Here is a 15,202-nt window from a genome sequence, read left to right on the forward strand (position 1 = left end):
GTCTACCGGGAAGGAGTGCGCTGCATATGATCCTGGCACGTGTCATTGGCAATGTCTGGGCCACCCGCAAAGAAGAGTCCCTGCGGGGCCTCAAATTCCTGGTTGTCCAGCCAGTTGTCCTGAAATACAAAACAACCGGCGAGGTGTATCTCGAAGGCCGGGGTGACACCCTCGTCGTCGGCGACCGCATCGGCGCCGGCGAAACCGAGATCGTCATGATTGCCAGCGGCTCATCCGCCCGGCAAAGCCTGCCTGACAGCCATATCCCGGTCGATGCCATGGTCGTAGGCATCATTGACAAAGAAACCTTTACCGATAGCGGGGGCGATCCGGATGCATGATATCGCAGCAAAAGTACAAGCCGCCGGCGTTGTCGGCGCCGGCGGCGCCGGCTTTCCCACCCATATCAAACTCGCCGCTGCCGCCGACACCTATCTCGTCAACGGCGCCGAATGCGAGCCCATGCTCCGCACCGACCAGCAACTGGCTGCCTGCTATCCTGAGCTGCTCATCCAGGGCCTCACATATGCCATGGCCGCCACCGGTGCCCAACACGGCATCATCGCCCTCAAAGCCAAATACCAGGCCGCTATAAGCGCCCTGCAGCCTTTATTGCCGCCGGCCATCCGCATCGAAATCCTGCGCGACATCTACCCGGCCGGCGACGAAGTCATCACCATCTGGCTGACCACCGGCCGGCGGGTACCGCCTGGCGGTCTCCCGCTCGACATCGGCGTCGTCGTCAACAACGTCCAGACCCTGATCAACGTCGCCAAAGCCATGCAGGGCGAGCCTGTTACCACCAAGACCCTGACCGTCACCGGGGCTGTCAGCAACCCGGTCACCGTCACCGTTCCCCTCGGCACCGCCCTGACCGACGTACTGGCCCTGGCCGGCGGCGTCACCTGTTCCCAGCCCGCCTACATCGACGGCGGGCCGATGATGGGCAAAATCACCGACCTGGCCAGCCCGGTCACCAAAACCACCGGCGGCCTCATTGTATTGCCAGCCGACCACCTGCTGATCAAAAGCAAACAGCAAACCGTTGAATCCGTCCTGCGGATTGCCAAAACCGTGTGCGAACAGTGCTGCTACTGCACCGAGCTGTGCCCCCGGCACATCATCGGCCACGAACTGCCGCCTCACCTCATCGTCCGCTGCGTCAACTACAACGCCGTTGGCCAGCCGCAGGTACTGCAAAGCGCCTTAACCTGCTCCGAGTGTGGCGTCTGTGAAGCCTACTCCTGCCCGGTCGGCATCTCGCCCATGCGGGTCAACATGGCCCTCAAAAGCCAGTTCCGGGCCGTCAACATCCGCTACCAGGGCCAGCTGGGACCGGCCGACCCGATGGCCGAACACCGGCTGATCCCGTCCGCCCGCTTAGTCGGACGCCTTAACCTTAAGCCCTGGTATCCCCCCGAGGCCCCGCTGCAGAGCGAACTCTATCAGCCGGACCGGGTCATCCTCCCCCTGCGCCAGCATATCGGGGCCCCGGCCGTGCCGGTTGTTCAAGCCGGGGACACAGTTACCGCCGGCCAGCTGATTGCCACACTGCCGGCCGAGACCTTAGGCGCCCGGGTGCATGCCAGCATCACCGGGGTGGTGGAACAGGTATCCGGCCAGGCCATAACCATACGCAAAGGGGGCATCCACCATGATTAATGCCATTGGCGTTGTTGAATTCACCAGTATCGCAAAAGGGATTGAGGCCTCCGACATCATGGCCAAAACCGCCGACGTCACCCTGCTTGTCGCCAAACACCTGTGCCCGGGCAAATACATGGTGCTGGTCAGCGGCGACGTCTCGTCGGTGCGGCAATCGATCACCGCCGGGATTGAACAGGGGGCCCAGTATACCGTCGATCACTTTGTCATCCCCAATGTGCACCCGTCGATCCTGCCGGCCATCGGCGGCGGCAATGACCTCACAACGGTCAAAGCCATTGGCATCATTGAGACCTACAGCGTGGCCGCGTCGATTGAGGCCACCGATGCCGCCGTCAAAAATGCCTCGGTTACCCCGGTCAGGCTGCATATGGCGTTTGGCATCGGCGGCAAAAGCTACAGCATTGTGACTGGTGATGTGGCGGCTGTTAAAGCCGCGGTGGCCGCCGGCAGCCAGCTGGCGGCCGACAAGGGCATGCTGGTATCGAACGTCGTCATCCCCCGGCCCCACCAGCAGGTGATTGACAGCTTTAAATAGCCGGGGGATCAAGCGCAGAAAAAAGTAAGCGGCGGCGCGACCACGGAGAAAAAGCCGCTTACCCAAAAACAAGTACACACACAAGCGGAAGAAGGCGGGTGACCCATGACAACAGGACAAAAACAGCGGATGATCCAGGAGTATGTCCCTGGCAAACAGGTGACCATGGCCCATATCATCCCCAACCCGCAAGGCAACCTGCATGAACGCCTGGGGATTGGGGGCAACGGCGCCCTGGGTATTATGACCATTACCCCCAGTGAAGCGGCGATCATTGCCGCCGATGCGGCCTCAAAGGCCGGCAATGTCGAGATCGGGTTTGTTGACCGGTTTACCGGCTCGCTGGTGCTGACCGGCGATGTGGCAGATGTCGATGCGGCCGTCCGGGCCGCCGTGAATACCCTGGTGAGTGTCTTAGGGTTTTCGGCGCCGGAAGTGACCCGGAGCTGATGATGAAACCGAAGATTTTGCTGATTGGCGGGATTGGCGCCGGGAAAACGACGCTGAAGCAGCGGCTGCTGAATGAGTCTCTGGTGTATCTTAAAACCCAGGCCCTGGATTACTCGAGTGTGTTTATTGACTGCCCGGGAGAGTATCTGGAGATCCCGCGGTATTATCATGTGCTGATTGATGCCAGCTTTGGTGCGGCAGAGGTCTGGGCACTGCATGATGCGACCCGCCGTACGTGCCCGTTTCCGCCGAAGTTTGCCACGGCGTTTCGCCGGCCGGTGATTGGGATTGTGACGAAGGTCGACCAGGAGACGGCCTGCCCGGAGGTTGCGGAGGGGAACTTGCGCAAGGCCGGGATTACGGGGCCGGTGTATCATGTGTCGGCTAAGACGGGGCTGGGAATTCCTGAGCTTGCTTTGCATATGGCTGGGTTGGTTGGTCAACCCGAAAAATAAAAGGGGGTGTGGGCATGAAAAAATTAATTTCTGCTACAATCTTGCGCCAAATGGCCGAACACGGTAAGCAGGTTATCATTCCGACCCAGAGTGTATTAACTCCCTCGGCCCAAGACCTGGCCAAAGAGCTTGGTGTTCAGATTGTCCGGGAAAACAGTAAAGAAATACTGGGCGAGAGTAATCAAGCGGAGATAATCAGCAACAGCGAGGGTAAGCCTGCAGCGCCGGCTGAATCGCTGGAGACAGAGGTTCGTAAAGTCTTATCCGAGCTTTTAAAACCAGCATGTGCGAATCCCAAGGTTACTCAGGTAAAAGGGGCAACCGTTGTATTAGAACCTTTTGATCAGGCCACTGCCGGACAAAATATCAAACTAAAGGATGTTATTACTGCCCGGGAGGGAAATCTTGCCGCAGGCTTTATGGCCTTTGACGGTTCAGAGCTTCCCTGGAACCTAACCTATGACGAAGTGGATTATGTGGTAGAAGGAACCTTTACCGTAGCAACCGGCGGCAAAGTGTATACCTGTGTTGCCGGCGATGTTCTCTATATACCCAAAGACACCCAGGTGGTTTTCGGGTCACCGCAACAGGCCAAGGTATTTTATGTTACATACCCGGCAAACTGGTCGGATATGAACAAGGGTTGACCTGTTTGTCAGGTCAGCCCTTGGACTATCAAGACCGCAAGCCGGTTTTAAAGGCAGGGAGCGCAAATGTATAAGCTAATCGTCGTAGATGATGAGGAATTGGAACGACAAGCCATTCGCTATATTGTAGACAGGTTTTGTCCGGATATATCTGTAGTGGGAGAGGCCGGTGACGGAGCTGTGGCTTTGCAGGTTGCGGCCCAGGTTCAGCCTGATATTGTTCTTATGGATATCCGTATGCCGGAAATGACCGGACTGGATGCTGCTAAACATATGCGGGCCATCGTACCGGAGGCTAAAATAATTTTTATAACTGCCTTCAGCAATTTGGATTATGTAGAGGCTGCTGCCAGTTTGGGGGCAGCCGGCTATATGCTGAAACCTGTCCGGCCTGAGAAGCTGGTTAGCAGCCTGCAGTGTATTACTCATAGTAAATTGAATTAAGAAACTTAGGCATTATCCTCCTATTAATCACAGGCAGTATGGCTGCATACTGCTGATAACATTGTTGCCTGATTTCTGTGGCACAGACTGGAGGGGTATTCTAATGAACAATATTAAAACCTTGTTTATTCTTGTCACTATTGCTATCAGCTTTGCTGTTTTTTCGTTGCAAGGGGTTTTTAATTATTTCCAGAGTAAAGAGATTCTGGCTGTGGAGATAGAAAAATCACTGTCCTATCAAGTTAGTTTTGAAGCACAAAAAGTTGAACGGGACTTGTTTCATATTGCGACACTAACGGAAGCTACTGCAAGAGAGATGGAGACAAATGGAAAAGATATTAATGATCTATTGAAAACTCTGGCCAATTATCTGCAAGCAGATAAGATGATTTTTGGCGGCGGCTGTTTTTATGAGCCTTTTGCATTTGACAGTGCGCAGCAATATTATGGCCCTTATCTGCTAAAAAAGGATAATACAGTGAGTCTGACCTGGGAATTTAGTACACCACAAAGCGATTATCACTCGCAGAGCTGGTATAAAACCGGGATAAATAGTAATAGTGTAATCGCCTGGACTGATCCATATTATGATGAAGTATTAAAAGCCAATATGATTACCAGTGTGGCTCCGGTCAAACGAGCCGGCAAAATCATCGGGGTTACGACTATGGATATCGGCCTTAAGGAAATAAATGACTATGTTGCAGGGATTAAGGTCGGGCAAACAGGGTACGCCTTTATTATCAGCCCAAGCGGGCAGTACCTGGGGCATCCGGTCTCTGAAAAAAACATGAAGGAAAAGATCACCGAGGATCAGGACGAATTTGTCCGGAAGCTTGGAGAACAGGCGATAGCTGCGACTGAGCTTAAAATGATCAATGGAATGGTTGATAAAAAGGATAGTTATATAGGCATATGTCCTATTGGTAATACTGGAATGAAACTAGTGCTGGTAATGCCGAAGTCTGAGGTTTTTAACGGCCTCAATAAGCTGATTGTTGCCAGTACAACCAGCTTTGTGCTGGCTGCTGCCTTACTCTTTGCACTACTTACATTTTTCTTTACCCGTAAGGTCAGCGGGCCGCTTGGCAAACTTAAGGAAGCGGCCAATATGGTGGCGCAAGGCAATTTGTCTGCGCAGATTCCGGCAGGGTCCAAGGACGAGATTGGTATGCTTGCTCAGAGTTTGCAGGTAATGGTTGCAAATTTGCAGGAACTGTTTAACCGCATTCGGAACTCGGCAGAAAAAGTGTCTGCAGCATCTGAAGAGTTAACGGCCAATGTGGAGCAGTCGGCCCAGGCCTCTAATCAAGTGGCATCCGAGATTACGGAAGTGGCGGGAGCAACTGATGTTGAGCTGGCTTGCGTGAAGGAGAGTCTGACGCTGGTCAACCAGATTTATGAGGAAATTAACCGAATATCAGATCAGGTGATTACGGTGACCAATGTCTCCAATGAAACAACCAGTGCTGCCAGCGAGGGCCGGCAAGCGATACATTCGGCTGTCACACAGATGGATAGTATTGAGAAGGTTGTCGGCAATTTGGCGGCGGTCATTAATAAACTGGGAGAATATTCGGGGAATATTGGTCAAATTGTTGATACTATCTCCACGATCGCGGCTCAGACCAATCTGCTGGCGTTAAATGCGGCCATTGAGGCGGCTCGCGCCGGGGAAGCAGGCCGGGGTTTTGCTGTTGTGGCCGAGGAAGTCCGCCATTTAGCAGAACAATCTCAAACAGCCGCCAAACAAATCTCCGGATTGATCCGGGAGATTCAGGGGGAGACAAGCCAGGCGGTTGCTACCATGCAGGTGGGCACTAAAGAGGTTAGTGCCGGGACCGGAATGGTTGATAGTGCCGGTAAGTCCTTCGGTACAATTGGCGAGCTGGTGCAGCAGATGGCGGCTGAGCTAAATACGATCGTTAGTTCAGCGCAGGAAATGAGTGCAAATAGTAAGAAACTGGTTGAATCGGTACAAAACATCGGGGGCATGAGCCAGAGTACGGCTGATCGGGCTGAAACAGTTGCGGCAGCTACCCAGGAACAAGCGGCAACCATGCAGGAAATTGCTTCAGCCAGTAAAATGCTCGCCAAGTTAGCCGAAGATTTGACGATGTCGGTCAACAAATTTGTTCGATGACATACCGGTTACAATAAGGTATATATTCCGCATTAAAGAAGTTTGCAGGCGCAGGCGGGTGATGCATTGACAACGCTCCACCGCTGGCGCTTGACTTCCGCTTTTGTCAACACACCACCCGCCTGCAAAACTTTAACGCGTTGTATATAGATTGTTTAGTGAAGTAAATAGTAAGTTTAAGGGGCTGCCTGCGGCAGCCCCTTTGAGTGCTTTGATGCGCTGTTTTGTTCTGCTCTATTACCTTTTTTTCACACCAGTCACATGTTCCATGTCAATTCTAATCACTGCACACTTATCCTTGAAGGCCTCAATCACCTTGCTGCCTTTATCCACAAAATCCGGGCTGTATTTTCTTACCAATTCTTTTAACATCTTAATTTTCTCAGTTTCATCCACTAAAATTGCCTTCCCGAAAACAGTAACACTTTCATACTTGGCAGTAAATGAACCAGGTACTATCTCCGCATAACCAACTACGGTGAAGCACACTTTATTATTATCCGCAATGTTATCCAGTTTGTGCCCCTCCAGAGCACCATGCAGGTAAATGGCATTGTCTAAAACTATATAGTTTAAAGGAACCCCATAGGGTTGTCCGGCTTTATCAACGGTAGCAAGCACTCCATATTCAGTTCGGCCTAAGATCTGGAAGGCCTCATCGCGGGTTACTTGCTTGTTGGTATCACGGATGCTTCTCATTGTGTATTCCTCCCAATTTATTTGGTTGTATTGGCAGATTAAAAGATTTTAATCTGTAAAATAACCAGATTGCCTGAACTTGTATTAAAAAAGCCATGTCCTTCACCACGGGGGGAGAGGAATGGTTAATATGCCTTCGCCCTCAACAACATAGAAAACCTCATCCATATCCTGATGAGTATGTTCAGGTGTAGTTTGACCAGGTGAGTATAATAAAAGCCCGACATCAAGCTTACTGCCTTCATGAGCAAGTGCTTTACGCACCGATTTCTCCTGTGAAAAATCCAATAGAGAATTGACGCTAATTTTTTTCATATGAGTTCCTCCCTTTCTATGGACAAAAGACATAACTTATTGCCTAGTGGTACATTTGTTAATATAATAAGAAAGAAAGTTATTTTTCGCAAGAAGGCACTATTTTGTTCGATACAGACTATCTGGTAACTAATGTTGATTTTACTGGAGGTTGACTATGTCAGTTATTAAAATTTGCCCGATTGAAGAAGCACTCAATTTGATAGGACATAAATGGAAGGTTCTTATTATCAGGAATTTATTAGCCAAAGATACCCAGCGGTTTAGCGACCTGCTTAGAGGGATTAATGGGATAAGTCAAAAAATGCTTACCCAACAACTGCGGCAATTGGAGCAGGACGGGCTTATTTCCCGCCTGGTTTATGCGGAGGTTCCGCCAAAGGTGGAATATTCCCTGACCGAATTGGGGAGAAGCCTTCAACCGATCCTGGAATCGATAAGCCTCTGGGGTAAAAATTATTTAGGAAGAAGCAATAAAGGGATAAAAGATTTAATTGATGATTAAAAGGGTTTCCGGCATGTCTGTTTTCTATACAAGGTTAAGCTGTGGGAAATGTTAATATTGACATGCTGGAAATTAGGTTATACTATAACAAGTAGAAGAATATGTGCATATACACGCCGACTTAAAAATATCTATGAAAGGTGTTAGTGCAATGAAGCAAGTTGCTGGATACTACCCTAAAATTCCTAGCCCCTGCCTGTGTCTTAATATCCGCCGGGCTTCCCGGGCCGTGACCGAGTTTTATGAAAGGATTTTGGAACCAAGCGGACTTAAGATTACGCAGTATTCACTATTACGGCACCTTCAGCAGCTGGAACCGGTTACAATCAGTGAACTGGCCAAAACCATGCGTATTGACCGGACTACGCTGAACCGGAATATGAAGCCGCTTATTACCGTTGGTCTCATAGCGGTTAATACTGGAGAAGATCCACGTTCCCGCCAAGTCAGTCTTACTGAGGCTGGGAAATCTGCATTAAATACCGCGTCGACGCTATGGGATGAAGCACAGGCATCACTGCATCAATATCTGGGAGATCAGGAAGTCGAGCAGTTTAACTACCTGGTTTCTAAACTGGAAGCGCTTTTACCATAATTTTTTTTGCAAAATAAGTGCATATACACATAATTCTTTAAAAAAGGGGAGTGGTATGTAATGGAGAAGCAAATTAGAGATTTTACTCTGGAATTAGGGGTCGATGATGTTGGTTTTGCCTGTGTTGATGATTATCAAAGCCCGAAATCATATGAAATTACAAAGTTTTTACCTGATGCAAAATCCATTATTGTGTTAGCCTTTAAAACGCTAACAAGCTGTGAAAGCCCTAGTATGAGTGCTGCTCAAAATGGTTATTTGGATTTAGGGTCGTTTGCACGCACTGCCAGTTATCGTATTGCACGGCTTATGGAGAACAAATACAAAGCAAAGGTAGCTACTGTGTCAATTTCATATCCTATTGAAATACACAATGACCGCAAAGCAATAGCTGATTTCTCCCAGCGCCATGCAGCGGTTGCCGCCGGCCTGGGAATCTTTGGCCGCCATAATCTTGTTATCCATCCCCGGTTTGGAACACGTGTTATTTTTACGAGTATTATTACTAATCTTGATTTACAACCTTCAGATAAGTGTGATCAGGACTTTTGTATTCATTGTAATCTGTGTGTTAAAAATTGTCCGGCAAGGGCATTAGATGAGGAGGGAAGGACAGATGTTATGAAATGTTTGGGCCACTCACAGCCTTATGGTTTGGTTGCTGATGTTACTTTTCAACTGCAGCGTTTAGGTAGATCGCCGGAGGAACAGAAAGATATGCTGATGGACGAACATTACTCCCGGCTGAGGCAAGCAGCGTATTTAGGAAATCAATATATGTGTTTTAATTGTTTGAAGTGTTGTCCGGTGGGTTTATCTTAGAATAACTCCCCAGCAGGATGTTTCAGCCCTTGTCATTTTGGTAGAATGGCAGGGGCTGAAATGTTATAATAAGGATATTTACTGGCAAGTTTACATGTGGTAGGTAATACAGTGCGTGGATCATAGCGCCAGTTTATTCTAAGGTTAAGCAATGCGGGGGAGGGTAACATGGATTATAAAATATTAGGAAGAACAGGCGTCCTGGTTTCTAATCTTTGTTTGGGAACGATGACTTTTGGCAGCGAGACAGAGGAAGGGGAAGCCATGCGCATATTTCACAAGTGCAGAGCTGCCGGGGTTAACTTCTTTGATTGTTCTAATAACTATAGTGAGGGCAGGGCGGAAACGATTCTCGGAAAAGCCATTGCCGATTGCCGGGACGATGTCATTATAACAACAAAGGTTTCACAGCGGACAGGGAAAGATGTTAATGCAGTCGGTTCGTCCCGCCGTCATATTATGCGTTCGATAGAACAGAGCCTTACCCGCTTAAAAACTGATCGTATTGATCTATATTTTATTCATTACTTTGACCCATTTACCGCAATGGATGAGACCTTACGGGCACTTGATGATTTAGTACACCAGGGAAAGGTGCTCTATCTGGGGGTAAGCAACTGGGCCGCCTGGCAGATCGCCAAGGCATTAGGTATCTCTGCCAGGGAGGCCTTAGCCCGTTTTGAATGTATTGAACCAATGTACAGCCTTGTGAAAAGACAGGCTGAGGTGGAGATACTGCCACTCGCGGCATCAGAACAGTTAGGCGTTATCGCCTATAATCCCCTGGGGGCCGGGCTGTTAAGCGGAAAATATTCAGACCGGGTAAAGCTGCAGACCGGCCGGCTTGTTGAAAAGGAGGCCTATGGTAAACGGTATAGCGAGCCTTCCTATTACACAATAGCAGAACGTTTTGTTGATTATGCGCAGCAGCTAGGGGTAAACCCGGTAACTTTAGCGATTAGCTGGGTTCAGTCTCACCCTGCGATTACTGCTCCAATTATTGGTGCCAGGAATGTAAGTTAGTTGGAGGATTCATTAGCGGCTGCTGATTTTACTATGACTCCAGACATGCGTGAGGAAATTTCTAAACTGTCGATAAGTCCGGGGAATGCAACAGACCGGTTAGAAGAAGACCTTGAAGCAAAATATAAATTCAGGGACAGATAGTGCACCTGCAAAAAGGGCTGCTCCATACTTGCCCCAAAACACTGCCCCTTATTCTCAGGGACGGTGCTTTTTCCTTAAATTACAATTGAGTCTCGCAATAGCACAAAGATTTCAGTCGCTCAATGGTGAAGTTGGAATCTGCCAGAATTTCCGGCCAGTATTTAATGTTCTCCATGATTTTGTATTGAATTTCGGGTGTCAGGTTATCCCACGGAATTAATAATGGATGTAGCTTCCTTAGGTCGTTAAACAGCTTACTGTATTTCCAGCCGGCTTCTTTTTTCTCCAGTGACCAGCGTTTATGATCATACTCCGCTAAAATCCGCAACTCCTTTTCGGTAAATTCAATTGCCGCCGGCTTTTCTTCAACCGAAACAACATCATAGTTTATTTTGCGCAACGCACTGGGGATATGCTTAGCCAGGTTACGGGTTGAAGTCTTCCGCTCTTCGCTGAGGTCATCCCAGGGGCACAGGCAACTGGAATCCGGATAGTAATTATCTTCGCGCAGATATACTGATTTATTATGGAGATCCATCGCCAGTTGATCAATCTTTTCGCTGAAGAAGGCATCATGCATCAGATGGCGGGAAAACTGTTCCTCATCCACATGCAGCTTCAACTGCTCTTTTGAGGGTAGGTGTGATTGCTCCCATTTTTTTGCATTGGATAGCCTGCTCATCTCAAGTATTGCTTCCATTGATCTTGATTCATGTTTATAGCGTGGTGCTTTAAGCAGGGCCCGCAATACCCCGTCATCGATCTGAGCCTGTTTGTATTCATTAATCAAATGCGGTGTTTTGCGTTCTAAGAGGGAACGGAGCAGCATGGCCCTGCGGATGACAAATAAATGATCCCCATGTTCATCTGTCTGATTGGGACCTAAGATATTGACATATCCTCTAAGGCGGCTTACAAAATCCGGTCCTTTAGCACTTTGAAACTGTTTGAAGAATTGTTTGTACTCTGTTTCGTCATGAATCGTTTCTCCGCAAAACTCAGTAAAGGTATTGCTTGTGCCACCGGCAAAAACGAAAATGGCTTTACCGAGTGGATGCAGGGAATCTCCCTCCCGAAATACTCCGTCCTGCATCGGTGCCAGAAAGTATTTTAACCATCCCAGATTGCCATTAAAGGATGAATCAAATTCGTCAAAAAATACGAGCGGAAGTTTACCTTCCAGGGAAAGATCCCGTACTTTATGAAAGGCAGCAACTAGATCAGCCAGGCTTTGCAGTTGGGATAAATTAAAATTCAGTTTTTGAATTAAACCGGGAGCAATGCTGGAAGCTACTTCTGTAACGCCAAATGACTTGCCTGATCCCGGGGTCCCAAAAACTGCGATTGAGAGTGGCCGGGCAATATTTTTGGCAGAGATATACTCCAGGATGAGATTCTTTATGCTGCGATAGCCTTCAATCTCGGTTCTGTCCACTGTAATTAAATTACCAAACTTGGCAATAGGGATGAATTTAAGGGCGCTTTTTTCGCCGTTTTTTACAATGTCGTAGGCAATTTCCGACAACCCGGTAGAGCTTTTGTCTTTAATGATGTACCAGCAGGCCCGGCATTTAGGGTTGTTTGAATTACGTATAGGTACATCCTGGATCTGCTCTTTGTAGATAAAGTCATTTTCGCCTTCAGTAAAGATTAGCGGATTAGGAAAGTTGCTTTTGGAGATATTCTCACCAAAGCCGTAAGTAAAGTATTTTTGGGCGGCGACTATCCCTTCGCGAATTCCTTCCTCAACAGACTTGGTTAGATCCTCCTGGACCTGCAGGCCGGAAACAATGCTGTGGGCAAGCCCGGCAACAAAGCAAGAGGAGAGGCCGTACATTTTCCCCTGAGACTCTTTGATGAAACTACCCTCAAACTCATTTGTCATAAAAAACAAGCGGGATTCTGCTGCTATTTTGTCATTTTTATAATAGATTGCGCCTTCCAGGCCCAGGGGTACGATGAGATGGCGGGCATTGGCCAGATAGGCGAGCGTGGGGTTATTATTTATTTGCCACACAAAGTCCAGAGCCGTTTTTTCCCAGGAGAGGCCTTTGCTGATATTAACACCTTTGGACCGTAAATCATCCCCGTAGATGACCACAATGGTATTATTCAGGTGGTGGTTCTCGATTCGTTTCCAAATAGGGTTTGAGCTGGCAGGATTATTCGTTTTATAGATAACAATAGGCGATGTGCCGGGCGACTTTAATGCTAATGGCCAGTATTCTTTGTGAGAATTAAAACCGTCATTATTGTCATCTAATATGACCAGCGGGGCGTGCACATCATCATCGACAATTGGCAGTAATGTAGGTGCGCCGGCAGCAGGACCGGTGAACCCCAGGAAGTGTGCTACCCGATACACCTTATTATTGCGGTTTTCATTATTATTTACCGGAAAGAGGCCCAGTTCCTGGGTGGAGCGCAGAATCTCCGGCGGCAGGCTCTTCCCGTTATCCTGCAGTTGGGGCGAATGTATGGCAGCTCCTGTTGATAAGGCAACAAGTTTTGCCAATAATAATGCTGTACCGTTCTTGATGTCTTGATGGAATTGAGGGAAATATTGCCAGTTAAACCCAGGTGTGCCTTGATGCCTGGTTCGCCACTGGTGTACATTTACACATATATCGCCGGAGACGACAATGTTCATTTTCGTATTTTCCACAGTTTGCAGCCTCCTTCTGGGTTGAATTCTCAATACTGGATAACCCATACTTAATTGATATTATATGTATTATATCATTGATAATTGATATTATATACAACGCGTTAAAGTCCTGCAGGCCGGTGTGTGTGGCAAAAGCAAAAGTCAAGAGCCAGCGGTGAAGCGTTGTCAATGAGAAAAGCTGGTATGTACTGTCCTGGCATACCGGGATGGATGCATTGTCCCGAACCGACAAAAATGATATACTAAATCTCGAGGTGTTTGCTATGATAAAGCAAGCAAGTGATTTTTCAGCGCTTACCAAAAAGGCTATAGGAGTCATATTGCTAGGTTTAATGCTATTTTCAGGATCTGTCGCCAAAGCCGGCTCCGAAGCAGGGATTCCTGTGCTGTTGTACCATCATGTGGGCAACGATGATGGTGGTTTACCCCGGCTAACCGTTACCGCTGCCGAGTTTGAGCGGCAAATGCAGCTGCTGTACCAGGCTGGTTTTGAGACTATTACACCAGAGCAGCTGGTAGGTTATATGAACGGGGAAAAGGTGTCCCTGCCGGAAAAACCAATTATGTTCACTTTTGACGATGGCTATGATGATAATTACATCTGTGCTGTGCCAATCCTGAAAGAATATGGATTTACGGCTACTTTTTTAGTGGTGGGAATTAATGTTGACAAAGACCGGCGGCTCTCAGCCCGGCAAGTAAGGGATATGGCCCAAACCGGTTTTAGTGTTGGCGGGCATTCTATGACTCACCGTGACCTGACCCAATTGAGTAAAGCAGCCGTAAGAAACGAAATCTCTGCCAATAAACGTCAGCTTGAGCAGATAACAGGCCGGCAATCGCTGCTTTTTTCTTATCCCTACGGCTATTATAATCTGCCTGTATGGAAAGCGGCAGAAGCAAGTGGTTACCAGGGAGCTTTTACAGTATTAAGTGGTTTAAACAACCCCGGCAGAGACAATATCTTCTTACTGCGGCGAATCCCCATCTTCAATACAACTGATTTTGACACTTTACTTACCAGACTGAATAGGAACCTGACAAGCCCCAAACTACTGGATTATTTACCTGAGATTATTGATTCGGAGCTGCTAAATCAAAAAAATATAAGCGACTATAAGGTGAATGATGAATGAAATTGTGGATGTTACAGGTGGCAAAGGCGGCAACTCTTTTTTAATACTGGGGAAAGAGAAAACAGCATTAATTGATTGCGGCATGGCTTACTGTGGGGATAAGCTGATTAGCAACATCAGGCAGGTACTTGACACAAGGGTGTTAGATTATATATTTATCAGCCATTCCCATTATGACCATGTTGGCGCCATTCCCTATTTAAAAAGAACATGGCCTGATAGTATGGTACTTGGAGCAGAACATGCCCAGCGTATTTTACACAGGCAGAATGCTTTACATACAATCAGGGAGCTTGCCAGACAGGCGGCACAGATTTATAATGCCGGTATTCTAGAGGAATATGACGATGCGCTGCTGAAGGTAGATCACTGCATCTATGATGGCGACATCATGGAGCTGGGTGGTTCAAGCATTACGGTGATAGAAACTCAGGGTCATACGAAATGTTCCTTATCATTTTTAATTAGTGATGGGACTTTGTTTCCCAGCGAAACAACAGGCTGTATGAGTAAAACCGGTAAGATTTATCCTGGCTTTATAACCAGTTATTCTGAGGCAATTGCCTCCATTCATAAGTGTCAGGCAATAAATCCCCGGTTCATTATTTCGCCACACTTTGGCTTGGTCAGTGAAGATGACAGGCCTGGTTATTGGCAAAACTGCCTTACGGCGATAGAAGAAACTAAAGAATTTATTCTTCGCTTATTTAAACAAGGCTATAATAACGAGGAAATCTTAATAGAATATGAAAAAATGTTTCGCGATGAGCAAAGCAGGCTGGAACAGCCAACTAACGCTTTTAGATTAAATGCGCAAGGTATGATAAAAACTGTATTAAAAGAAAAAGTTTTTTCTGCGTGAAAAGTTCAGCGGATTTACCAAAAGAACCGGCCATGTTGTTAGTTTAAACAGCGTGGACGGTTCTTTTTTATGTTTTTTACAGTAATGAGGG

18 protein-coding genes are annotated in these 15,202 nt (G+C 47.8%); 15 read left to right on the forward strand and 3 right to left on the reverse strand.

Going from position 1 to position 15,202, the window contains the following annotated elements; all coding sequences use genetic code 11:
- Positions 1-26 precede the first annotated feature (26 nt).
- From VN379_RS13055 to VN379_RS13090, 8 genes are all read left to right on the forward strand, one after another.
- Positions 27-341, forward strand: coding sequence for a EutN/CcmL family microcompartment protein (locus VN379_RS13055; RefSeq protein ID WP_325534496.1), 315 nt, complete (start codon positions 27-29; stop codon positions 339-341).
- On the forward strand, positions 334-1,662 hold the full coding sequence (locus tag VN379_RS13060) for a 4Fe-4S dicluster domain-containing protein (protein WP_325534498.1): 1,329 nt from the start codon (positions 334-336) through the stop codon (positions 1,660-1,662). Before VN379_RS13055 ends, VN379_RS13060 begins: the two co-directional genes overlap by 8 nt.
- Entirely contained in the window at positions 1,655-2,203 is a 549-nt protein-coding gene (locus VN379_RS13065) for a BMC domain-containing protein (RefSeq protein ID WP_325534500.1), read from the forward strand. Before VN379_RS13060 ends, VN379_RS13065 begins: the two co-directional genes overlap by 8 nt.
- A gap of 105 nt (positions 2,204-2,308) precedes the next feature.
- A complete protein-coding gene (locus VN379_RS13070) occupies positions 2,309-2,653 on the forward strand; it encodes a BMC domain-containing protein (RefSeq protein ID WP_325534502.1) in 345 nt (114 codons plus the stop codon).
- Positions 2,653-3,108 carry a EutP/PduV family microcompartment system protein gene (locus VN379_RS13075; RefSeq protein WP_325534504.1) on the forward strand — a complete coding sequence of 152 codons (456 nt, stop codon included), beginning with the start codon at positions 2,653-2,655 and terminating at the stop codon, positions 3,106-3,108. The genes VN379_RS13070 and VN379_RS13075 overlap by 1 nt, the downstream gene beginning before the upstream one ends.
- Before the next feature lie 14 nt (positions 3,109-3,122).
- Positions 3,123-3,755 carry a cupin domain-containing protein gene (locus VN379_RS13080; RefSeq protein WP_325534506.1) on the forward strand — a complete coding sequence of 211 codons (633 nt, stop codon included), beginning with the start codon at positions 3,123-3,125 and terminating at the stop codon, positions 3,753-3,755.
- 66 nt (positions 3,756-3,821) lie between these two features.
- Positions 3,822-4,199: a response regulator gene (locus VN379_RS13085; RefSeq protein WP_325534508.1), complete on the forward strand. Its 378-nt coding sequence runs from the start codon at positions 3,822-3,824 to the stop codon at positions 4,197-4,199.
- Positions 4,200-4,302: 103 nt separating this feature from the next.
- Positions 4,303-6,342, forward strand: coding sequence for a methyl-accepting chemotaxis protein (locus tag VN379_RS13090; RefSeq protein ID WP_325534510.1), 2,040 nt, complete (start codon positions 4,303-4,305; stop codon positions 6,340-6,342).
- Positions 6,343-6,579: 237 nt separating this feature from the next.
- Here VN379_RS13090 and VN379_RS13095 read toward each other — a convergent pair whose 3' ends face one another.
- Both VN379_RS13095 and VN379_RS13100 read right to left on the reverse strand, forming a co-directional pair.
- Positions 6,580-7,041, reverse strand: coding sequence for a pyridoxamine 5'-phosphate oxidase family protein (locus VN379_RS13095; protein ID WP_325534512.1), 462 nt, complete (start codon positions 7,039-7,041; stop codon positions 6,580-6,582).
- Between the two features lie 102 nt (positions 7,042-7,143).
- On the reverse strand, positions 7,144-7,356 hold the full coding sequence (locus VN379_RS13100; protein WP_325534514.1) for a cupin domain-containing protein: 213 nt from the start codon (positions 7,354-7,356) through the stop codon (positions 7,144-7,146).
- A 157-nt stretch (positions 7,357-7,513) separates the two neighbouring features.
- Here VN379_RS13100 and VN379_RS13105 point away from each other — a divergent pair, with 157 nt between their 5' ends.
- The 5 genes from VN379_RS13105 (at position 7,514) to VN379_RS13125 (ending at position 10,445) form a co-directional block, all read left to right on the forward strand.
- Positions 7,514-7,861 (forward strand): helix-turn-helix domain-containing protein, encoded by a 348-nt coding sequence (locus VN379_RS13105; protein WP_325534516.1) that lies wholly within the window; start codon positions 7,514-7,516, stop codon positions 7,859-7,861.
- 151 nt (positions 7,862-8,012) lie between these two features.
- Positions 8,013-8,456 carry a MarR family winged helix-turn-helix transcriptional regulator gene (locus VN379_RS13110; RefSeq protein WP_325534518.1) on the forward strand — a complete coding sequence of 148 codons (444 nt, stop codon included), beginning with the start codon at positions 8,013-8,015 and terminating at the stop codon, positions 8,454-8,456.
- A gap of 60 nt (positions 8,457-8,516) precedes the next feature.
- A complete protein-coding gene (locus tag VN379_RS13115; protein WP_325534520.1) occupies positions 8,517-9,278 on the forward strand; it encodes a 4Fe-4S binding protein in 762 nt (253 codons plus the stop codon).
- A 168-nt stretch (positions 9,279-9,446) separates the two neighbouring features.
- Positions 9,447-10,301 (forward strand): aldo/keto reductase, encoded by an 855-nt coding sequence (locus tag VN379_RS13120; protein ID WP_325534522.1) that lies wholly within the window; start codon positions 9,447-9,449, stop codon positions 10,299-10,301.
- Positions 10,302-10,445: a hypothetical protein gene (locus VN379_RS13125; RefSeq protein ID WP_325534524.1), complete on the forward strand. Its 144-nt coding sequence runs from the start codon at positions 10,302-10,304 to the stop codon at positions 10,443-10,445.
- Between the two features lie 79 nt (positions 10,446-10,524).
- On the opposite strand, the gene VN379_RS13130 is transcribed toward VN379_RS13125, so the two are convergent.
- The gene (locus VN379_RS13130; protein WP_325534526.1) at positions 10,525-13,110 is read right to left on the reverse strand and encodes a RyR domain-containing protein; all 2,586 of its coding nucleotides are present in this window, start codon (positions 13,108-13,110) and stop codon (positions 10,525-10,527) included.
- 266 nt (positions 13,111-13,376) lie between these two features.
- Here VN379_RS13130 and VN379_RS13135 point away from each other — a divergent pair, with 266 nt between their 5' ends.
- Positions 13,377-14,249, forward strand: a complete 873-nt coding sequence (locus VN379_RS13135; protein WP_325534528.1) for a polysaccharide deacetylase family protein — start codon at positions 13,377-13,379, stop codon at positions 14,247-14,249.
- Positions 14,239-15,111 (forward strand): MBL fold metallo-hydrolase, encoded by an 873-nt coding sequence (locus VN379_RS13140; protein ID WP_325534530.1) that lies wholly within the window; start codon positions 14,239-14,241, stop codon positions 15,109-15,111. Before VN379_RS13135 ends, VN379_RS13140 begins: the two co-directional genes overlap by 11 nt.
- Positions 15,112-15,202 lie beyond the last annotated feature (91 nt).

Source organism: Sporomusa sp. (assembly GCF_035561255.1).
Lineage (GTDB): Bacteria > Bacillota > Negativicutes > Sporomusales > Sporomusaceae > Sporomusa.